Origin of the sequence: Pseudomonas sp. HR1, assembly GCF_030175875.1 — a bacterium.
GTDB lineage: Bacteria > Pseudomonadota > Gammaproteobacteria > Pseudomonadales > Pseudomonadaceae > Chryseomonas > Chryseomonas oryzihabitans.
The window spans coordinates 93534-113007 of record NZ_JASNRF010000001.1; the positions used below are offsets into that span (position 1 = coordinate 93534).

Sequence of the window (19474 nt, forward strand, 5' to 3'; positions counted from 1 at the left end):
CCGACCGTTTCGGGGAATCCAAGCCGCCATGCAATTGAAGCACCTGCTGCTGGTCACCAGCCTAGTCCTCACCGCCGCCTGCTCCTCGAAAGCGCCCGAGGTTCCGGAAAATCTGCCGGAAGGCGAGCTCTACACCCAGGCTCAGCGCGATATTTCCAACAGCAGCTACACGGACGCCATCAGCAAGCTGAAGGCCCTGGAGTCGCGGTATCCCTTCGGTCGCTATGCCGAGCAGGCCCAGCTCGAGCTGATCTACGCCAACTACAAGAATGGCGAGCCCGAGGCGGCGCGCACGGCGGCGGATCGCTTCATCCGTCTGCATCCGCAACACCCCAATGTCGACTACGCCTACTACATGAAGGGCGTGTCCTCCTTCGAACAGGATCGCGGCCTGCTGGCTCGCTTCCTGCCGCTGGACATGACCAAGCGTGACCCGGGCGCGGCGCGCGATTCCTTCAACGACTTCGCCCAGTTCACCAGCCGCTTCCCCAACAGCCGCTACGCCCCGGACGCCAAGGCGCGCATGGTCTACCTGCGCAACCTGCTGGCGGCCTACGACGTGCACGTCGGCCACTACTACCTGACCCGCAAGGCCTATGTGGCCGCCGCCAACCGCGGCCGCTACGTGGTCGAGAACTTCCAGGGCACCCCGTCGGTGGGCGATGGCCTGGCGATCATGACCGAAGCCTACAAGCACCTGGGTCTCAACGACCTGGCGGCCACCAGCCTGGAAACCCTCAAGCTCAACTACCCGGACAACGTCAGCCTCAAGGATGGCGAATTCCAGCTGCGCGAGCCGGACGACAAGGATCAGCAGCGCTCCTGGCTGACCCGTGCGACCCTGGGCCTGATCGATCGCCCGAGCGATCCGCTGCCGCCCGGCGAGACCCGCGCCAGCCAGGATATCCAGCGCAAGTACCAGGAAGAGCGCGACAACCTGGCGCCCGAGCTGCGCATCGTCGACCCGGCCGAAGCCGAGAAGGCCGGCGGCGCGACGCCAGCGCCGGCCAAGCGCTCCTGGTTCAGCCGCCTGACCTTTGGTCTGTTCGACTGATCCGGCAGCAGACGTGAAAAGGGGAAGCCAGTGGCTTCCCCTTTTTTATTGACCGCAATGGCAGCGCTACCCTCTGGCGCCGGATCGCAGGGGTCCGGCGCCAGACGAGCTAGTCGCCGATGCGCCAGCCCGAGGTGATCGGATAGCGCCGGTCACGCCCGAAACCGCGCTGGGTGACCCGGGCGCCCACCGCCGCCTGGCGCCGCTTGTATTCGTTGAGATCCACCAGGCGCAGCACCTTGCGTACCGTTTCCTCATCGAAGCCGGCGGCGACGATGTCCACGGCCGAGAGATCCTGCTCGACATACAGTCGCAGGATCTCGTCGAGCACCGGATAGGGCGGCAGCGAGTCCTCGTCCTTCTGGTCCGGCGACAGCTCGGCCGATGGCGGGCGATCGATCACGCGCTGGGGAATCACCTCGCCCGCGCGATTGCGGTATTCGCAGAGGCGGAACACCAGGGTCTTGGGCACATCCTTGAGCACGTCGAAGCCACCGGCCATGTCGCCATAGAGGGTGGCGTAACCGACGGCCATCTCGCTCTTGTTGCCGGTGGTGAGCACCAGGTAGCCCTTCTTGTTGGAAATGGCCATCAGCAGGGTCCCGCGGCAGCGCGCCTGCAGATTCTCCTCGGTGGTATCCCGCCCGAGTCCGGCGAATTCGCCGGCCAGGGTCGCCTGAAAGGCCTCGACCATGGGTGCGATGGGCAAGACGCTGTAGCGCACTCCCAGCGTCCGCGCCTCGGCTTCGGCGTCGTCCAGGCTGATCTGGGCGGTGTAGTGATAGGGCATCATCACCGCCTCCACCTGCTCCGCGCCCAGCGCATCCACGGCGACCGCCAGCACGAGGGCCGAATCGATGCCACCGGACAGGCCCAGCACCACGCCCTTGAAGCCGTTCTTGCACACATAGTCGCGCACCCCGAGCACCAGGGCGTCATAGACGCTGGCCTCCAGCGAGGCGACGGGGGCGAGCTCGGCCGGCTGCGGTTGCAGGGCCTCATCGATGATCACCGGATAGAGGCCTTCGACAAAGGCCGGCGCGCGCTGACTGACCTGCCCCTGGGCATCGACCACGAAGGAATGACCGTCGAACACCAGCTCGTCCTGGCCACCCACCTGATTGACGTAGACCACCGGCATGCCGCCCTCGCGGGCACGCTCGCCCACCACGGCCTCGCGCTCCGGCTGCTTGCCGCCGTGGAAGGGCGAGGCATTGAGGTTGAGCATCAATCGTGCCCCGGCCGCGCGCGCCCTGGCCATGGGCTCGGCGAACCAGATGTCCTCGCAGATGGTGACGCCGATGGGCACGCCCTGGTAGTCGAACACGGCCGCGCTGTCGCCCGGCTCGAAATAGCGCTTCTCGTCGAACACCCGGTAGTTGGGCAATTGCTGCTTGCGATAGAAGGCCAGCTCGGCGCCATCGCGATAGACCGCGCAGGCGTTGTAGCGTCGCCCCTCCTCCAGCCAGGGAAAGCCCACCAGCACATGGATGCCGGCGATCTCCTGGCGGATCCGCTGCAGCCCCTGCTCGATCCGGCGCTGCATGCTCGAGCGCAGCAGCAAGTCCTCCGGGGGATAGCCGCACAGCGACAGCTCCGGAAAGACGATGAGATCGCCCTGCAGCTCATCCCGGGCCTGCCGGGCGGCGGCGATGATGCGCTCTACATTGCCATGGATGTCGCCGACCTTGAGGTTCACCTGCGCCATCACGACGTTCAGCAACTGACTCATGCACTCTTCCTTGCCCGATTGATCGGCGCATTTTCCCGCAAGCAGCGAAGCGGGACAATCGATGCCATGCGGGGCTCACCGCCTGCAGCGGCCCTGCTAAACTCCACCCTCCTTCACGCTGCGAGATCGCCATGGGTCTGCTTCGCCTGCTGTTGTGGCTCGTCCTCCTGGGCGCGCTGTTCTGGATGATCAGACGCTGGTGGCGCGGCAAGACGCAGACGCCGTCCGGCAAGGCCCGTCCGCTACCGCCCAACCCCATGGTGCGCTGCGCCCATTGCGGCGTGCACGTGCCCCAGGAGAGAGCCCTGGCCGATGGCGAAGGCCAGCGCTGGTACTGCAGCGCCGAACATCGCCGGTTGCAGCATGAGCACCGCGACTGATCCAGGCACCCTGAGAGCCGACGCGGTCCTGCGGCTCTATCACCTCTATCGCATCGTCATCGGCCTGGCGCTGGTGGTGCTGATTTCCAGCGACCTGGACCAGCACTGGCTGCGCACCGTCGACGGCCAGCTGTTCCGCCAGGCCAGCTGGGCCTATCTCGCCATCAACGCCGTGCTGGCGGTCGGCCAGCGGCTGCTGCGCGGCCGCGCCTTCACCCTAGCGCTGATCGACATCCTCGCCCTGGGCGGCCTGTTCTTCCTGGCCGGCGGCATCGCCAGCGGCATGGGCAGTCTGCTGGTGGTGACCGTCGGGGTGTCCAACGTCCTGATCCGTGGCCGCCGCGGCCTGCTGATCGCCGCCCTGGCGGCCATCGCCCTGCTGCTGGCGACCGGCTATCTCGACCTGCGCCGCGGTGACAGTGGCAGTGGCTATGTGCAGGCAGCGGGCCTGGGCACCCTCTGCTTCGCCACGGCGCTGCTGGTGCAGGGCCTGGTCCGGCGGCTGCTGGACAGCCAGGCCCTGGCCGAAACCCGCGCCACGGCCGTGGCCGAACTGGAGGCCCTCAACGCCCTGATCCTCGAACGCATGCGGACCGGCATCCTGGTGTTCGACGCCGAATACCAGGTGCTGCTGGTGAATCCGGCAGCCCGCCGTCTGCTCGGTGTGGACGACGAGAACACCATCGCCCCCCTGGCCCTGGGTCTCGCCCAGCGCCTCGAGGAATGGGAGCGCAATCCCAGTATCCGGCCGGCGCCCTGGCGCGCCTATGCCAACGGCCCGCTGTTGCAACCCAGCTTCGCCCGTTTGCAGCAGGGCGAAGGCGAGCGGGTGCTGACCTTTCTCGAAGACGTCTCGCGCATCGCCCAGCAGGCCCAGCAACTCAAGCTCGCTTCCCTCGGCCGTCTCACCGCCGGCATCGCCCACGAGATCCGCAATCCGCTGGGCGCCATCAGTCACGCCGCGCAGCTGCTACAGGAATCCGAGGAGCTGACCACGCCGGACCGGCGCCTGGCGCAGATCATCCAGGACCAGTCGCGGCGGATGAATCGGGTGGTGGAAAACGTCCTGCAACTGTCTCGCCGCCAGCAGGCCGCCCCTCAGCTGATCGACCTGCGCTACTGGGCGCACCGCTTCGCCGGGGAGTTGCGCCCTACCCTGCCCGCCGGCCAGACGCTGCACGTCAAGACCGAGCCGGGCACCCTGCAGACGCACATGGATCCCCACCAACTGGGCCAGATCCTGACCAACCTGGTGCAGAACGGCCTGCGCTACAGCTGCCAGAAGCACGGCATCGGCCAGGTCTGGCTCAGCACCTACCGCGATCCGGAAAGCGACCTGCCCATCCTCGAAGTGGTCGACGACGGACCGGGCGTCGCCGCCGAGCAACTCGACCACCTGTTCGAGCCTTTCTTCACCACCGAGAACAAGGGGACCGGGCTGGGCCTGTACATCTCCCGTGAGCTTTGCGAGAGCAACCAGGCCAGACTTGGCTATCATCCCTTGGCGAACGGCAGCTGTTTTCGCATCACCTTCGCCCATCCCCGCACAATGAGCTGAGCATGGCCCGACAGAAAGTCCTGATCGTCGACGATGAACCCGATATCCGCGAACTCCTGGAGATCACCCTGGGGCGGATGAAGCTCGACACCGCCAGCGCCAAGAACATCGCCGATGCCCGGGCCATCCTCGAACGGGAAAGCTTCGACCTCTGCCTGACCGACATGCGTCTGCCCGACGGCTCGGGACTGGACCTGATCCAGTTCATCCAGCAACGCTTTCCGCAATTGCCGGTAGCCATGATCACCGCCTTCGGTAGTCTGGAAACCGCGGTCCAGGCCCTCAAGGCCGGTGCGTTCGACTACCTCACCAAGCCGGTGGACCTGCCGCGCCTGCGTGAACTGGTAGGCACGGCCCTGCGGCTGTCCGGGCCTGCCCCGGCGGCGGCAGGCGCCAGCGAAACCCAACTGCTCGGCGAATCGCCGCCCATGCGCGCCCTGCGCAACCAGATCGCCAAACTGGCGCGCAGCCAGGCGCCGGTCTACATCAGCGGCGAATCGGGCAGCGGCAAGGAGCGGGTGGCACGACTGATCCATGAGCAGGGTCCGCGGGCCGGTCGGCCCTTCGTGCCGGTCAACTGCGGCGCCATCCCCTCGGAGTTGGTGGAAAGCGAATTCTTCGGCCACCGCAAGGGCAGCTTCACCGGCGCCATCGAGGACAAGCAGGGCCTGTTCCAGGCCGCCCAGGGCGGCACCCTGTTTCTCGACGAGGTGGCCGATCTGCCGCTGCCGATGCAGGTCAAGCTGTTGCGCGCCATCCAGGAAAAGGCCGTGCGCCCGGTAGGTAGCCAGCAGGAGATCAGCCTGGACGTACGCATCCTCAGCGCCACCCACCGGGATCTGGCCGCCGAGGTCGCCGCCGGGACCTTCCGCCAGGACCTCTACTATCGCCTCAATGTCATCGAATTGCAGGTGCCGGCCCTGCGCGAGCGCCGCGAAGACATCGGCATCCTGGCCAACCATATGCTCGAACGCCTGGCACGCGACGCCGGCCTGGCCGCGGCCACGCTGGGCGAGGATGCCCTGGCCAAGCTCAAAAGCTACCGTTTCCCCGGCAACGTGCGGGAACTGGAAAACATGCTGGAGCGGGCCTACACCCTCTGCGAGGGCGACATCATCCGCCCGGCCGATCTGCGCCTGGCCGATGCCCCGGCAGCCACCGCCACCGGCGAAGCCAGCCTGGCCAACATCGCCAATCTGGAAGACCACCTGGAGTCCATCGAACGCCAGCTGATCATGCAGGCGCTCGAAGAGACCCGCTGGAATCGCACCGCCGCCGCGGAACGCCTGGGTCTCTCCTTCCGCTCGATGCGCTACCGACTGAAGAAGCTTGGCATCGACTGATCAGTCCGCTGCCAACCGCGCGCCTGGCGCATAGGGCGCCGGATCGATGATCGGCGTGCGTTCGGTCAGCAGATCGGTCAGCAACTGGCAGGACGCCGGCGCCAGCACCAGGCCGTTGCGATAGTGCCCGCAGTTGAGCCACAGCCCGGGCAGCTCCGGTACCGGCCCGATGAAGGGCACGCCATCCGGCGAGCCCGGCCGCAGTCCCGCCCAGTGCGCCACCGGCGCCTGGCCGGCCAGCGCCGGCAGCAACTCGGCGGCCGAGGCCTGCAGGCTGGCCAGCGCCTCGGCGGTCGGCGTCTTGTCGAATTCGGCGTGCTCCAGGGTGCTGCCGATGAGGATATGCCCATCGCGGCGCGGAATGGCGTAGCGCCCCTTGGCCAGTACCATGCTGGTCAGGTAACCCACTGGCTGGCGATACAGCAGCATCTGCCCCTTCACCGGCCGCACCGGCACGGCCAGCCCCAGGCTCTGCAGCAAATCACCACTCCAGGCCCCGGCACAGACCACCACGGACTCGGCATGGATGGCCTCGCGCGCGGTCTGCACCCCCACTACCCGCTCGCCCTGGCGCAGGAAACCGGTCACCGGCGACTCGCTCACCAGCGTCACATTCGGCATGCCTAGCAGGGCTTCGCGCAGAGAGCGCACTAGCCGGGGATTGCGCACATTGGCCACCCCCGCCATGAAGACTGCCCGCTCATAGCCCGGCCCCAGCACCGGCACCCGCTGCCGCACCGCCGCGACCGACACCGACGCCAGCGGCCGCACATTGCGCCGCGCCCAGTCCAGCGCCTCGGCTTCGTCCTCCAGATCGAGCCAGTACAGCCCGGTCACTTCCACCTCGGGGTCCACCCCCGTCTCCTGCCGCAACCGTTCCCCCAGTACCGGATAGAAATCCTGCGACCAGTGCGCCAGCGCCGTCACCGCCGGCTGATAGCGCCACGGATAAAGCGGCGACACGATCCCACCGCCGGCCCAGGACGCCTCCCGCCCCGGCTCACCGCGCTCGACCACCACCACCCGCCGACCGCTCAAGGACAGGCAATAGGCCGACATCAACCCGATCGCACCCGCCCCGACCACCGCTACATCAAAGATCACGTCACACCTCTACATCCTGGAATTGACTGTTCCGCCGTCCTGGCGCAAAACGGCTAGCGCGGCCAGGAAGGCCGCCTACCCACAAGGACGTCAACATGACCTATCGCATCGCGCGAGGCTTCAGCCTCTTCGAATCCCTGATCTGCCTCAGCGTACTGAGTATTGTCGCCTCCCTGGCCATTCCTGCCTTTGGCGGCATACTGCAGCGCAATCGCCAGCAGCTGGCCATTCAGCAACTCAGGGAGACGGTCAACTTCGCACGGGCGGCTGCCATCAACGGCTATGGCAGCGTGTCCATCTGTCATGCACCGACCGGCGAGTGCGACAGCTCGAACCTCTGGTCGGCTACCACCCGCGTCTTCCGCGACTGGGATCGCGATGGCCTTCAATCGGTCGAAGAGCCCACCCTGCTGATTAGTCAGCTCCCCGACGGACTGCACTGGCGGTGGAACAATTTCCGTACGCTACCTCATCTGACGTTTTTAAACAGCGGCGTGACCGACGCCCTGAACGGCAGCTTCATCCTCTGCCAAGGCGCCGAGCCGCGCGCACGACTGGTCCTTAACAAGGCTGGGCGGATCGAGGTGGCGAATCTTCGCACCAGCGATCGCTGCGCCTGAACGTCCTGACCAGACACCTTCCCGTTTCGACCGGATATCCGCCCTACGCTGGTCCAGCCAGGCATGATCCCCCATGCTTGGCCTTCCAGCCCGGCGAAACCGACGATGCGGACCCAGTACGGCTTTACCCTGATCGAAACCCTGGTAGCGCTCGCCATTCTGGCGATCGTGGTCAGCATTGCTGCGCCTTCTTTCACTCGAACGCTACAGAGCAACAGGGCTGCGGTCATGAGCAATGAACTGCTTGGCGCCATGCAGATAACACGCTCCGAAGCCCTGAAGCGTCGTACCGACGTCACCCTATGTCGGCGTAATGTCGCGGGTGATGCCTGTGAAAGCGGTACCGACTGGACTGCGGGCTGGTTGATGATTCAGGGCCCCAATGTCATTCGGGTCTGGGAGCCAACTACCGGCATCACCTTGACCGGTCTTGCCGATGGCGTCACCTATCGCAGCACCGGTCTCACCACTCTCGCTGCCGTCCAGTCGTTCAGTATCGAAACACCCAGCTGCCGCCGTACGGTTTCGGTAAGCCTTACCGGAAATGCCTTCGTCAATCAGAACGGCTGCCAGTCACCATGAATGCAAAGCAGCAAAGGGGCGCAACCCTGATCGAGGTATTGGTTGCCATGGTCATTCTCGCCATTGGGCTGCTAGGGCTCGCGGGGCTGCAATCGGTAAGCGTCCAAAGCAACCAAGGTGCCTATTACCGCTCACAGGCGACTATCTTGGCCAACGACATGGCTGATCGTATGCGTGCGAACCGTACCGCTGCCTTGGCTGGTAGCTACGCCCTGACCACCTTTCCCGCTCCGTCGGCCAGTAACGCTATCACTGGTACCCCGGCCCAGCGCGATACGGGCCAATGGCTTAACAACCTGGCAACCACGTTGCCACAGGGCACAGGGACCATAGTGACCAGCGGACAGATCGTGACCGTGACCATCTGCTGGAACGACAGTCGAGCCCGAATCAAGTCCACTCAATACGTCGCGCCACAGAACGATAGCTGTACCTCTACCGCCGAGAATTCGGGCTTCGAAACCTTTTCCTACAGGACTCGCCTATGAAATATCGGGCGACTCGCCGCCAGAAGGGCCTATCCATCATCGAACTCATGATCGCCTTGCTTCTGGGGCTATTGCTCATGGGCGGCGTCATGCAGGTATTTCTCTCTTCCCGGCAAACTTATCAGACCAATTCCGCGCTATCTCAGGTACAGGAATCGGGACGCTTCGCCCTGGACTTTCTGGCCTATGATCTGAAAAACGCCGGCTATCGCGGAGACTGCCTGTTTCCACTCTATGATCCAACGCCTACGACACTGACCAAGGACGAACGCTATGTTCTCGGTACCGGTATCGAAGGCTGGAATGACGCTGGAGAGAACTCTATCCCGGGCTGGCTGAACGACATCTACACCACGAGCCGACGAGCCGGAACGGATGTCATTCTACTCAAGCATGCTGCTGGCGCGACCGGCATAGCCCTATCCAATCCCGTCAGTGCAGACGCCACGACCATTAACACGACTGCAGCGACCGGCCAGACACCTGGTAGCCTGCTGATCATCTCCGACACAGCTGGCTGCCAACTCTTCATCAATCAAAGCGCAGCCAACGCCACCACGTTGACAACGCTGCAGGCGATCAATCGTCCCTATGCGCAAACGGCGGTAATCTCAAATTTTCAAAGTTCGCTCTATTACATAGGTCAGAGTTCCGTTGCAGCCGGCCTTCCTGCGCTACGCCGAATCCGCTATCTGGCCACAGCCGACGCAAGGCCCTTGGTTGTCGATGAGGAATTAGTCAGTGGCATCCAGGATCTGCAGATCCAATATGCAGTAGGCAATAGCAATGGCCAGATAGCAGGACAATATAGAGACGCTCAGGACATCAACGATTGGCAGTCCGTAATTTCCGCCCAAATCAGTCTGATTGCCGTTAGTAGAGATACCCAGGCCGTATCGCCAGATCAGCAACTTACCTTTCGTGGCGGTACCGTCCCCCTTGATAACGGTCGCCTGGGGCAGGTATTCAACCTAACCGTCAGCATTCGGAACCATCTGCCATGAGAACTTCAGCCCTCCATCAAAAAGGCGCGGTGTTGATCGTGACCTTGGTGATGCTGCTACTGATGACCCTGATTGCCCTGGCCAGTATGAGAGGCACGACGCTGCAGGAACGCATGGCAGGAAATGCTCGCGATCAAAGCCAGGCTTTTCAAGCATCGGAAATGGCCCAGCGACAGGCCGAAGCCTTCGCCCTCACCCGCAGCGTCACCGACTGGCAAAACGCTGCCCAAACTGCCACCTGGACAAATGCAGATGCTTTGACGGATCTGCCCAATCAGGCCCGCTTTAGGATCAATCCAACACCAGGTGTCAATCCGCTGAGATCCGGCGATGGCCTTCAGGTGATTCCGCTGGACGTAAGCGTACTGCGCATCGAAACCCAGGGTGCTGGAGCGGCTACCACTGCCGGAGCCGGGTCGGCGTCCACGGCGAATGTCACCATCAACACCATCTTTGTCAGGCGATAGCTACTCGGAGAGCGTCATGCCTCATCAATTGCGAATTCTGACGTGGACTCTGCCTTCAGCGATGGTGCTGCTTCTGCTGAGTACGCCAGGCAACGCCACGGTATCCCAGACTCCGCTGGCTGTAGGGGGAGACATTCCAGGCAGCCTGGCGCTGGTGCCCTCGGTAGAATGGCCGACGGTCCTCTCTGTAGCCAATCTTGGCAGCTACAGTTCCAGCAATGTCTATAGCGGATACTTCGATTCGGAAAAATGCTATACCTACGCCTTTGGCGGCTCACTGGACAATAGTTGGTTCAATCCTGTCAGTGCCGCCAATAGCCGTCGCTGCAGCGGTGCCAGGCAATGGAGCGGCAATTTCCTCAACTGGGCCGCCACCCCAACCATCGACCCTTTCCGTAGCGCTCTGACCGGCGGTGCCAGAGTGCGGGATGATGTTGGCCTTACCGTCTTGCAAAAAGCTCGGCACAGTGGACAAAACTCTGCTGGCAACCGTTTGAATAGCGGTCAGGGACTGCTGCCAGCGTCCGAGATTGCCGGTGCTACCCCCTTTGCGGCCAACTGGGCTGGCTTCTATGTTCGTCTGGAAGGCCAAGGTTTCGATATGCTGTTCTCCAACTGGAACGATCGAATCGGTGGCGGCGGCTCTGCCGACTATGGCGCGGGCAACAACATGTCGAGCGTCTGGGTGAATCTGGACCCAAACGACAACAACCAATGGAATGGTAATTTACTCAAGGCTGACTATACCGTGGGTTCTATTTTCAATTCGACCCGCTACAGTGTCTATCGAGTAAGAGTGCAAGTAAAAGTATGCGACCCCACCGTTGGCCTAGAAGCAAATTGCAAAAGATACTCGGCAAGCAATTACAAACCCGAGGGGCTTCTACAACAATATTCTGACAAGTTGCGCTATTCGGTATTTAGCTATCTTAATGACTCCAGCGCAACACGTGATGGCGGTGTACTACGGGCTAACCAAAGTTTCATCGGGCCTCTCAAGCCAGATCTCAGCAGTAATGCTGCACGCGCCGAATGGGACCCTCAGACAGGCATTCTGGTGCGTAATCCCTCCGCTAGTGAAGCCTCGGCGACAGGCTATGGAGTGGCAGACAGTGGCGTCATCAACTATTTGAACAAATTCGGCTCAATGCCTTATGCGCCGAACACTTATCTAAGCCTAAAAAGCAACGACCCGGTCAGCGAGCTCTATTATACAGCGCTACGTTACTTCAAGAACCAAGGAAACGTATCTGCCTACAGTAACTTATCCGGCTCCACGGACACCGATAAATACGCCCAAGCCGACGGCTTTCCCGTAGTGACCGACTGGCAGGATCCCATTACCTATTCTTGCCAGAAGAACGTCATTCTTGGCATCGGCGACACGAACACTTGGAATGACAAGAATCTACCGGGCGGTATCACTTCCTCAGGCGGAGAGCCCGCCAAGCCAGCGGAAGTGAACCGTGATACCTCGATAGATGTTGAGGCTTTGACACAAAAAGTCGCCAGTCTCGAAAATATCACCATAAACACTCCCTTCACAGGTCGTGGCAATTCTGCATACATCGCCGGCCTTGCTTATGATGCCCATACGCGGGACCAGCGTAGCGATAAAGCAGGTAGCCAGACCATTTCCACCTATTGGATGGATGTCCGCGAGAATCAAAGTCTGGCTGGCAGATCATCGAACCAATACTGGCTCGCTGCTAAATATGGCGGCTTCACGGTCCCCCAAGGCTTTTCTAGCAGCGCAGCCACCGCTGCTGCCATTACCGACGACCTGTGGTGGACTAGCGGTGAGTATCTCTCATCCAATTACAAGCGCCCTGACAATTTCTACGTTGCTAGTGATGCTCCCAATATGATCAAGGGCCTTCGAGCAGCCTTTGCCAAGATCGTCCAAGAGGTAACTACTTCGACTACCTCGATCAGCACCAACGGCCAGCAACTCGATACCGGGAGCGGCACCTTCCAAACTCAATTCGAAGCAAAATTCTGGAGTGGCGATCTACTGGCCAGAGCGCTTAATACTTCGGGTGTTGCCAGCTCCTCCAGCTGGAGCGCGGCAAAAAAACTTGACATCTTAGAGCCAAGCAGCCGTAAGATTTTTACGAGCAACACCCTAACCGCTCAGAGCAACAACACCTATTCAGTGGCAACGGGCCAAGGTGTCAATTTTCTCTGGAGCAGCTTGGATACTGAGAGCAAGGTCGCGCTGCAAAGAACCGCGACGACGGGCACTAACGTCAGCACTACAGAAGGGTCGCGACGTCTCGATTATCTGCGCGGTGACCGAGGTCAAGAGACCGTTGGTAGTAATCCTATGCGTAAACGCAAGAGCCGCTTGGGAGATATTGTCAACTCAGACCCTCTATATATAGGCAAACCAGATTATGGCTATAACCGTCTAGCCGGATCCGTATGGGGAAGTGCTGGTGAAAGCTATCTGACCTACCGTCAAAGCACAGCCTATCAGGCACGCAAGGCGCTGGTCGTAGTAGGCGCCAACGACGGTATGCTTCACGGTTTCGACGCCAGCCTGGCCGATGGCGGCAATGAACTGTTCGCCTATGTACCTCGTACCCTGATGGGTGAGCTTTACCGCCTGACCGATCCCAGCTATAGCCATCGCTACTATGTAGACGGTTCGCCAACGGGAGGAGATGCCTGGATCAACAATAGCTGGAAGTCCCTCATCGTGGGGACGGCTGGTGCCGGGGGGAATACCGTATTTGCCCTGGACGCGAGCGACCCCAGCAACATGGCCCCCAGCAACGTACTCTGGGAGTTCTCTTCGCCCGACATGCGATATCCCATTCAGAAGCCTGCCCTGGTCGCACTGGAGAATGGCAAGTTCGGTGTAATCGTGACTAGTGGCTTCAGCGACAGCAGTGTCAGTCAGGGCAAAATCTGGATCCTGGACGCCGGCACTGGCAGCGTCCTCAAGACCTTTACTGTCTCTACGACCGGGGGCTTGGGAGAGCCCCTTGCCATTGATACCAATAACGATCGCATCGTGGATCGCCTTTATGCTGGCGATACTGCCGGCAATATCTGGCGTTTTGATCTGAAAGGAGTCAATCCGGCCAATTGGGACGCTCCTGCTGCCTTGAAGAGCGGGGCAAACATTCTGCCCCTGTTCACTGCAAGAACAGCCAATGGCACCAGCAATCCCGCTCAACCTATCACTGCGCCTCTCGAAGCCGCCCTCAACAGCGACGGCAATCCGCTTATTCTTTTCGGTACCGGAAGCTACTATCAGATTGGGGACAACGAGGTACCTGCCAATCCGCGCCTGGAAACCTTTTATGGCCTGATCGACAGGGGACAGCAGATCAGCCGTAGCAATCTCGTTGAACAGGCCATCATCGCCCAGCAAACCATTGGCAACCGCCGTGCCCGTGCGGTCACCAGCGCTAAGATCGGCTCGGATAAATCAGGTTGGTTCATGGATCTGGTGTGGAAGAGCAGCAACGGTGGGTCTGGAGCGCTAACGAGCGAAAGGGTCATTGCCAGGCCGACACTGAGAAACGGTGTCTTGGTCTTCACCACCATGACACCCAACAGCGACCCCTGCGGTGGCGGAGGTACAAGCTGGATCATGACGTTGGACGTCCTGAACGGGGGTACTCTCAACTTCAGTTTCTTCGATTACAACGGTGACGGCACCTTTGATCAAGGTGATTATTACAGCTTGGCAAACGGCACCAAGGTCCCTTTCTCTGGAATTTCAGACGACCAGAGCGGCATCATCAAGACACCCAGCTTCGTTCGCGGTAATGGCGATACAACCGACGGCTCTACAGCAACAGGGAAATTGTGCCATTCGGACTCGAATGGCAACACGATCTGCCAAGATATCAATGACCCGAACAGCAGTTCGAAACGCATGACCTGGCGCGAGATCAGATGAAGTCAATGACACAATATCTACATCCAAACCGCCAAAGAGGCTTCACGCTCATCGAGTTGATGATCGTTGTGGCTATAGTTGGCATCTTGGCGGCCATTGCCTATCCGTCCTACACGGAGCACGTACGCAAGGGGAACAGGGCTGACGCTCAGGCTTCTCTCATGGAGCTGGCTCAGCTTATGGAGCGTAACTTCACTCGATTAGGAAGCTACACCACGGATACGGCAGGCACGACGGCACCCACTCTGCCGTTCACTACCTCTCCGAAGGATGGCGGGCGGGCCATCTACGATTTGAGTCTGAGTGCGATCACGGCTACTACCTACACCCTCCAGGCGGCGCCTCGTGCAGGCGGCTCCATGGCAGGTGATCGATGCGGAAGTCTGACACTCACCAACACCGGCTTGAAGGGCCAAACCGGCCAAAACGTCACCACCGCCGACTGCTGGCGCCGCTAGGGCGCCAGCGACGTCCTATACCGCCTTTACCCTAAGCTCTCGCGGCAGGGTGAAGGTGATGTGTTCCGGCTCGCCTTCCAGCTCGACTTCATCGGTGGCGCCCCAGCTCTGCAGCTGGTCGATGACGCCGCGTACCAGGACCTCGGGGGCCGAGGCGCCGGCGGTTACGCCGATGCGTTGGACGCCTTCGAACCAGCTCTGCTGCAGGTCTTCGGCGCCGTCGATGAGATAGGCCGGGGTGCCCAGGCGTTCGGCGAGTTCGCGCAGGCGGTTGGAGTTGGAACTGCTGGGGCTGCCCACCACCAGCACCACGTCGCTTTCCAGCGCCAGGGTCTTCACGGCGTCCTGGCGGTTGGTGGTGGCGTAGCAGATGTCGTTCTTGCGCGGGCCATTGATGCGGGGAAACTTGGCGCGCAGAGCATCGATCACCTTGCGGGTGTCATCCATCGACAGGGTGGTCTGGGAGACGTAGAACAGGGCTTCGGGGTTGCGCACCTCGAGCTTTTCCACGTCTTCCTCGTCTTCCACCAGGTAGATGGCACCGCCGGCACGATCATCGTACTGGCCCATGGTGCCCTCCACCTCCGGGTGCCCGGCATGGCCGATGAGGATGCATTCCTGGCCGTCACGACTGTAGCGTGCGACTTCCATGTGCACCTTGGTCACCAGCGGACAGGTGGCGTCGAACACCTTGAGGCCACGCTCGGCGGCCTCGCGGCGCACGGCCTGGGAGACGCCGTGGGCGCTGAAGATGAGGATGACGTCGTCCGGTACATCGGCCACGTCTTCGACGAAGACGGCGCCACGGGCGCGCAGGTTGTCGACCACGAACTTGTTGTGCACCACTTCGTGACGCACATAGATGGGCGGACCGAAAACGTCCAGCGCCCGGTCGACGATGTCGATGGCGCGGTCCACGCCGGCGCAGAAGCCGCGGGGATTGGCGAGCTTGATCTGCATAGGCTCCTCTGCCCGCTTCACGGGCGGCGTTGGATCAATGGGAGACGGCAGGCTCGATGGCCAGGATTTCCACGTCGAAGGTCAGCACACGGCCGGCCAGCGGGTGGTTGAAGTCGATGATCACCTGCTCGTCGTCGTAGCTCTTGACCACGCCAGGCATCTCGCCACCGGCGGCGTCGCTGAAGATGATCAGCAGGCCGGGCGACAGCTCCATGTCACTGAAGTCGTCCCGCGCCATGGTCTGCAGATTGCCATCGTTGGGCTGGCCGAAGCCGCGCTCCGGCGGAATGGTCAGGCTGGTCTTGGTACCGGCCTCCAGGCCGAACAGCGCCTGCTCGAAACCGGGCAGGAGATTGCCGTCGCCGACGGTGAAGGTGGCCGGCGCCTTGTCGAAGGTACTGTCCACCACGTCGCCATTCTGCAGCTTGATGGCGAAGTGCAGGGTGACCCGGGTATCCGGGCCGATGGTGATCTCAGCCATGGGCTTCCTCGGGCTTCTTCTTGCGGAACATGTCCAGGGCCAGCATCACGGCACCGACGGTGATGGCGCTGTCGGCCAGGTTGAAGGCCGGGTAGTACCACTCCTGGCGCCAGTGCACCAGGATGAAGTCGATGACGTGGCCCAGGACCAGGCGGTCATAGAGATTGCCCAGCGCACCACCGAGGATCAGGGCCAGGGCGATGGCGGTCCAGGTGTCGTTGCGCAGGCGCTTGAGCCAGACCACCAGGACCACGCTCACTACGGCGGCGATGCCGGCGAAGAACCAACGCTGCCAACCGGAGTGATCGGCCAGGAAGCTGAAGGCGGCGCCCGGGTTGTAGGCCAGGGTCCAGCTGAGGATGTCCGGAATCACCGGCACCTTCTGGTAGAGCGACAGGTTGGCCTGGAAGTAGAGCTTGGTCAGCTGATCCAGCAAGATCACCAGCACACTCAGGGCCAACCAGGGCAAGGCACCGAAACGCGAGGCGTCACGCATGCTCGCGCACCTCGCCGGCACCGTAGACGTTGGTCACGCAGCGCTCGCAGATCTCCGGATGCGCGGCATCCTGGCCGACGCTGTGGCTGTGGTGCCAGCAGCGGGCGCACTTGGGTGCCTCGGACTTGCGGACCACCAGCTTGAGACCGCTCAGTTCGCTGGCCACGGCGCCTTCCGGAGCCTTTTCCAGCGGCTGGACAGCGGCCTGGGACGAGATCAGCACGAATCTGAGTTCGTTGCCCAGGGCTTCCAGCACGGTCTGCAGGGCGCTGTCGGCGTAGAGGGTGATCTCCGCCTGCAGGCTGCCACCCAGGGTCTTGGCGGCGCGCTGGTTCTCCAGCTCCTTGTTGACCGCGGCCTTGACCGCCATCACCTGATCCCAGTAGGCACGATCCAGGGTCGCGCCCTCGGGCAGGGCGAAGAGGCCGTCGTACCAGGTGGTCAGCATCACCGACTCTTCCCGCTCGCCCGGCAGGTACTGCCAGATCTCGTCGGCGGTAAAGGACAGGATGGGCGCGATCCAGCGCACCAGGGCCTCGGCGATCAGATACAGCGCGGTCTGGCAGGAACGCCGCGGCAGGCTGTCGGCGCCGGTGGTGTACTGGCGGTCCTTGATGATGTCGAGGTAGAAGCCGCCCAGCTCCTGCACGCAGAAGTTGTGCACCTTCTGGTAGACGTTGAGAAAGCGGTACTCGGCGTAGGCCTGCTCGATTTCCTGCTGCAGCAGCAGGGCGCGATCCACGGCCCAGCGATCCAGATCGATCATGTCCTCGGGAGCGACCCGGTTGACCGCCGGATCGAAGCCGGAGAGGTTGGAGAGCAGGAAGCGCGCGGTATTGCGGATGCGGCGATAGGAGTCGGCGCTGCGCTGCAGGATCTGGTCGGAAACCGCCATCTCGCCGGTGTAGTCGGTGGAGGCGACCCAGAGGCGCAGGATGTCGGCGCCCAGGCTGTCGATGACCTTTTGTGGGGCGACCACGTTGCCCAGCGACTTGGATTGCTTGCGGCCCTGCTCGTCCACGGTGAAGCCGTGGGTCAGCAGTTGCTTGTAGGGCGCATGGCCGTCGATGGCGCAACCGGTCAGCAGCGAGGAGTGGAACCAGCCACGGTGCTGGTCGGAGCCTTCCAGGTAGAGATCGGCCGCCGGGCCCTGGTCATGGGCCAGCTCGGCATGGGAGCCGCGCAGCACGTGCCAGTGGGTGGTGCCTGAATCGAACCAGACGTCGAGGGTGTCGCGACTCTTGTCGTACTGACCGGCTTCTTCTTCGCCGAGCAGTTCAGCGGGATCGAGCTTGAACCAGGCTTCGATGCCCTCGCGCTCGACGCGCTGGGCGACGGCTTCCATCAGCTCGACGGTACGCGGATGCAGCTCGCCGCTTTCCTTGTGGGTGAAGAAGGGAATCGGTACGCCCCAGTTGCGCTGGCGCGAGATGCACCAGTCGGGCCGGCCGGCGATCATGCCGTGCAGCCGCGCCTGGCCCCAGGCCGGGACGAAATGGGTCTGCTCGATGGCCGCCAGGGAACGCTCGCGCAGGGTGGCGCCCTCGTTGGGCTGCTTGTCCATGCCGACGAACCACTGGGCGGTGGCGCGATAGATCAGCGGGGTCTTGTGGCGCCAGCAGTGCATGTAGCTGTGGTTGATCGCCTCGTGCTTGAGCAGGGCGCCCGCCTCTCCCAGGGCGCCGACGATGACCGGGTTGGCCTTCCAGATGAACTGGCCGCCAAACAGCGGCAGCGACTCGGCATAGACGCCGTTGCTCTGCACCGGATTGAGGATGTCGTCGTTGCTCAGGCCGTACTGCTTGCAGATACGGAAGTCGTCCTCACCGTAGGCAGGCGAGCAGTGCACGATACCCGTACCGGCGCCCAGCTCGACGTATTCGGCCAGGTAGATGGGCGACAGGCGCTCGTACAGCGGATGACGGAAATTGATCAGCTCCAGGGCGGTTCCCGGGGCAGTGGCGATCACCTCGCCCTGCAGGCCGTAGCGCGCCAGGCAGCTTTCCACCAGCTCTTCGGCCAGCAGCAGCAGGCGATCACCGACGTCCACCAGCGCATAGGCGAACTCGGGATGCACGTTGAGCGCCTGGTTGGCCGGGATGGTCCAGGGGGTGGTAGTCCAGATGACGATGGCGGTGGGCTTGGCCAGCGCTTCGAGGCCGAAGGCGGCTGCCAGCTTGTCGGCATCGGCGACCGGGAAGGCCACGTCGATGGCGTCGGAACGCTTGTCCTGGTACTCCACCTCGGCCTCGGCCAGGGCCGAGCCGCAGTCGAAGCAGAAGTTGACCGGCTTGAGGCCCTTGAAGACGAAGCCCTTCTTGACCAGTTCGCCCAGGGCGCGGATCTCGCCGGCCTCGTTGGCGAAGTTCATGGTCAGGTAGGGGTTGCTCCAGTCACCCAGCACGCCCAGGCGGACGAAGCCGGCCTTCTGCTCTTCGATCTGCTCGCTGGCATAGGCGCGGCAGCGCTCGCGGGTCAGGTCCGCCGGCTGATTCTTGCCGAAGGTGGTCTCCACCTTGTGCTCGATGGGCAGGCCATGGCAGTCCCAGCCCGGCACATAGGGGGCATCGAAGCCGGCCAGGGTCTTGGACCGGGTGATGATGTCCTTGAGGATCTTGTTCAGCGCATGACCGATGTGGATGCTGCCGTTGGCATAGGGCGGACCGTCATGCAGGATGAAGGTCGGACGGCCCTTGCCGATGGCGCGCAGCTTCCCGTACAGGTCGATGTCCTGCCAGCGCTTGAGCGCTTCCGGCTCGCGCTGCGGCAGGCCGGCTTTCATCGGGAATGCCGTTTCCGGCAGGTTGAGCGTCGCTTTGTAATCGGTCATG

17 protein-coding genes are annotated in these 19474 nt (G+C 62.4%); 11 read left to right on the forward strand and 6 right to left on the reverse strand.

Annotated features, from left to right (window positions below; genetic code table 11):
* Window positions 1–28 precede the first annotated feature (28 nt).
* The gene (locus QKY98_RS00420; protein ID WP_007160812.1) at window positions 29–1054 is read left to right on the forward strand and encodes an outer membrane protein assembly factor BamD; all 1026 of its coding nucleotides are present in this window, start codon (window positions 29–31) and stop codon (window positions 1052–1054) included.
* 109 nt (window positions 1055–1163) lie between these two features.
* Here QKY98_RS00420 and QKY98_RS00425 read toward each other — a convergent pair whose 3' ends face one another.
* Window positions 1164–2786: an NAD+ synthase gene (locus QKY98_RS00425; protein ID WP_284670148.1), complete on the reverse strand. Its 1623-nt coding sequence runs from the start codon at window positions 2784–2786 to the stop codon at window positions 1164–1166.
* A gap of 131 nt (window positions 2787–2917) precedes the next feature.
* Here QKY98_RS00425 and QKY98_RS00430 point away from each other — a divergent pair, with 131 nt between their 5' ends.
* From QKY98_RS00430 to QKY98_RS00440, 3 genes are read left to right on the forward strand one after another with little or no spacing between them, the layout of a single operon-like run.
* Window positions 2918–3166, forward strand: a complete 249-nt coding sequence (locus QKY98_RS00430) for a PP0621 family protein (protein ID WP_027600187.1) — start codon at window positions 2918–2920, stop codon at window positions 3164–3166.
* Window positions 3150–4724, forward strand: coding sequence for a sensor histidine kinase (locus QKY98_RS00435; protein ID WP_044341571.1), 1575 nt, complete (start codon window positions 3150–3152; stop codon window positions 4722–4724). Before QKY98_RS00430 ends, QKY98_RS00435 begins: the two co-directional genes overlap by 17 nt.
* A gap of 2 nt (window positions 4725–4726) precedes the next feature.
* Window positions 4727–6067 carry a sigma-54-dependent transcriptional regulator gene (locus QKY98_RS00440; protein ID WP_044341572.1) on the forward strand — a complete coding sequence of 447 codons (1341 nt, stop codon included), beginning with the start codon at window positions 4727–4729 and terminating at the stop codon, window positions 6065–6067.
* On the opposite strand, the gene thiO is transcribed toward QKY98_RS00440, so the two are convergent.
* On the reverse strand, window positions 6068–7171 hold the full coding sequence (gene thiO / locus QKY98_RS00445) for a glycine oxidase ThiO (protein WP_037008041.1): 1104 nt from the start codon (window positions 7169–7171) through the stop codon (window positions 6068–6070).
* Between the two features lie 95 nt (window positions 7172–7266).
* Between thiO and QKY98_RS00450 the strand changes: the two genes are divergently transcribed.
* The 7 genes from QKY98_RS00450 to QKY98_RS00480 all read left to right on the forward strand — a co-directional run bounded on the left by QKY98_RS00450 (window position 7267) and on the right by QKY98_RS00480 (window position 14706).
* The gene (locus tag QKY98_RS00450) at window positions 7267–7791 is read left to right on the forward strand and encodes a GspH/FimT family pseudopilin (RefSeq protein ID WP_284670149.1); all 525 of its coding nucleotides are present in this window, start codon (window positions 7267–7269) and stop codon (window positions 7789–7791) included.
* Window positions 7792–7854: 63 nt separating this feature from the next.
* Complete coding sequence (locus tag QKY98_RS00455; RefSeq protein ID WP_256594442.1) at window positions 7855–8373, forward strand: GspH/FimT family pseudopilin; 519 nt, start codon at window positions 7855–7857, stop codon at window positions 8371–8373.
* Complete coding sequence (gene pilV / locus QKY98_RS00460; RefSeq protein WP_058791933.1) at window positions 8370–8861, forward strand: type IV pilus modification protein PilV; 492 nt, start codon at window positions 8370–8372, stop codon at window positions 8859–8861. Before QKY98_RS00455 ends, pilV begins: the two co-directional genes overlap by 4 nt.
* Window positions 8858–9865 (forward strand): PilW family protein, encoded by a 1008-nt coding sequence (locus QKY98_RS00465; protein ID WP_058791932.1) that lies wholly within the window; start codon window positions 8858–8860, stop codon window positions 9863–9865. The genes pilV and QKY98_RS00465 overlap by 4 nt, the downstream gene beginning before the upstream one ends.
* Window positions 9862–10332 (forward strand): pilus assembly PilX family protein, encoded by a 471-nt coding sequence (locus QKY98_RS00470; RefSeq protein ID WP_058791931.1) that lies wholly within the window; start codon window positions 9862–9864, stop codon window positions 10330–10332. The genes QKY98_RS00465 and QKY98_RS00470 overlap by 4 nt, the downstream gene beginning before the upstream one ends.
* Before the next feature lie 16 nt (window positions 10333–10348).
* Window positions 10349–14248: a pilus assembly protein gene (locus QKY98_RS00475; protein ID WP_158541737.1), complete on the forward strand. Its 3900-nt coding sequence runs from the start codon at window positions 10349–10351 to the stop codon at window positions 14246–14248.
* Window positions 14245–14706 carry a type IV pilin protein gene (locus QKY98_RS00480; RefSeq protein WP_081320984.1) on the forward strand — a complete coding sequence of 154 codons (462 nt, stop codon included), beginning with the start codon at window positions 14245–14247 and terminating at the stop codon, window positions 14704–14706. Before QKY98_RS00475 ends, QKY98_RS00480 begins: the two co-directional genes overlap by 4 nt.
* A 15-nt stretch (window positions 14707–14721) precedes the next feature.
* On the opposite strand, the gene ispH is transcribed toward QKY98_RS00480, so the two are convergent.
* From ispH to ileS, 4 genes are read right to left on the reverse strand one after another with little or no spacing between them, the layout of a single operon-like run.
* Entirely contained in the window at window positions 14722–15666 is a 945-nt protein-coding gene (gene ispH, locus QKY98_RS00485) for a 4-hydroxy-3-methylbut-2-enyl diphosphate reductase (RefSeq protein ID WP_007160801.1), read from the reverse strand.
* A 34-nt stretch (window positions 15667–15700) separates the two neighbouring features.
* On the reverse strand, window positions 15701–16147 hold the full coding sequence (locus QKY98_RS00490; protein WP_007160800.1) for an FKBP-type peptidyl-prolyl cis-trans isomerase: 447 nt from the start codon (window positions 16145–16147) through the stop codon (window positions 15701–15703).
* The gene (lspA, locus tag QKY98_RS00495; protein ID WP_027600177.1) at window positions 16140–16643 is read right to left on the reverse strand and encodes a signal peptidase II; all 504 of its coding nucleotides are present in this window, start codon (window positions 16641–16643) and stop codon (window positions 16140–16142) included. The genes QKY98_RS00490 and lspA overlap by 8 nt, the downstream gene beginning before the upstream one ends.
* Entirely contained in the window at window positions 16636–19473 is a 2838-nt protein-coding gene (ileS, locus tag QKY98_RS00500) for an isoleucine--tRNA ligase (protein WP_284670150.1), read from the reverse strand. The genes lspA and ileS overlap by 8 nt, the downstream gene beginning before the upstream one ends.
* Between the last annotated feature and the right edge of the window lies 1 nt (window position 19474).

Bases quoted from the DNA above. Each gene is read 5' to 3' on its own strand.
- QKY98_RS00420 (WP_007160812.1), top strand. From the start codon at position 29: ATGCAATTGAAGCACCTGCTGCTGGTCACCAGCCTAGTCCTCACCGCC.
- QKY98_RS00425 (WP_284670148.1), bottom strand. From the start codon at position 2,786: ATGAGTCAGTTGCTGAACGTCGTGATGGCGCAGGTGAACCTCAAGGTC.
- QKY98_RS00430 (WP_027600187.1), top strand. From the start codon at position 2,918: ATGGGTCTGCTTCGCCTGCTGTTGTGGCTCGTCCTCCTGGGCGCGCTG.
- QKY98_RS00435 (WP_044341571.1), top strand. From the start codon at position 3,150: ATGAGCACCGCGACTGATCCAGGCACCCTGAGAGCCGACGCGGTCCTG.
- QKY98_RS00440 (WP_044341572.1), top strand. From the start codon at position 4,727: ATGGCCCGACAGAAAGTCCTGATCGTCGACGATGAACCCGATATCCGC.
- QKY98_RS00450 (WP_284670149.1), top strand. From the start codon at position 7,267: ATGACCTATCGCATCGCGCGAGGCTTCAGCCTCTTCGAATCCCTGATC.
- QKY98_RS00455 (WP_256594442.1), top strand. From the start codon at position 7,855: ATGATCCCCCATGCTTGGCCTTCCAGCCCGGCGAAACCGACGATGCGG.
- pilV (WP_058791933.1), top strand. From the start codon at position 8,370: ATGAATGCAAAGCAGCAAAGGGGCGCAACCCTGATCGAGGTATTGGTT.
- QKY98_RS00465 (WP_058791932.1), top strand. From the start codon at position 8,858: ATGAAATATCGGGCGACTCGCCGCCAGAAGGGCCTATCCATCATCGAA.
- QKY98_RS00470 (WP_058791931.1), top strand. From the start codon at position 9,862: ATGAGAACTTCAGCCCTCCATCAAAAAGGCGCGGTGTTGATCGTGACC.
- QKY98_RS00475 (WP_158541737.1), top strand. From the start codon at position 10,349: ATGCCTCATCAATTGCGAATTCTGACGTGGACTCTGCCTTCAGCGATG.
- QKY98_RS00480 (WP_081320984.1), top strand. From the start codon at position 14,245: ATGAAGTCAATGACACAATATCTACATCCAAACCGCCAAAGAGGCTTC.
- ispH (WP_007160801.1), bottom strand. From the start codon at position 15,666: ATGCAGATCAAGCTCGCCAATCCCCGCGGCTTCTGCGCCGGCGTGGAC.
- QKY98_RS00490 (WP_007160800.1), bottom strand. From the start codon at position 16,147: ATGGCTGAGATCACCATCGGCCCGGATACCCGGGTCACCCTGCACTTC.
- lspA (WP_027600177.1), bottom strand. From the start codon at position 16,643: ATGCGTGACGCCTCGCGTTTCGGTGCCTTGCCCTGGTTGGCCCTGAGT.
- ileS (WP_284670150.1), bottom strand. From the start codon at position 19,473: ATGACCGATTACAAAGCGACGCTCAACCTGCCGGAAACGGCATTCCCG.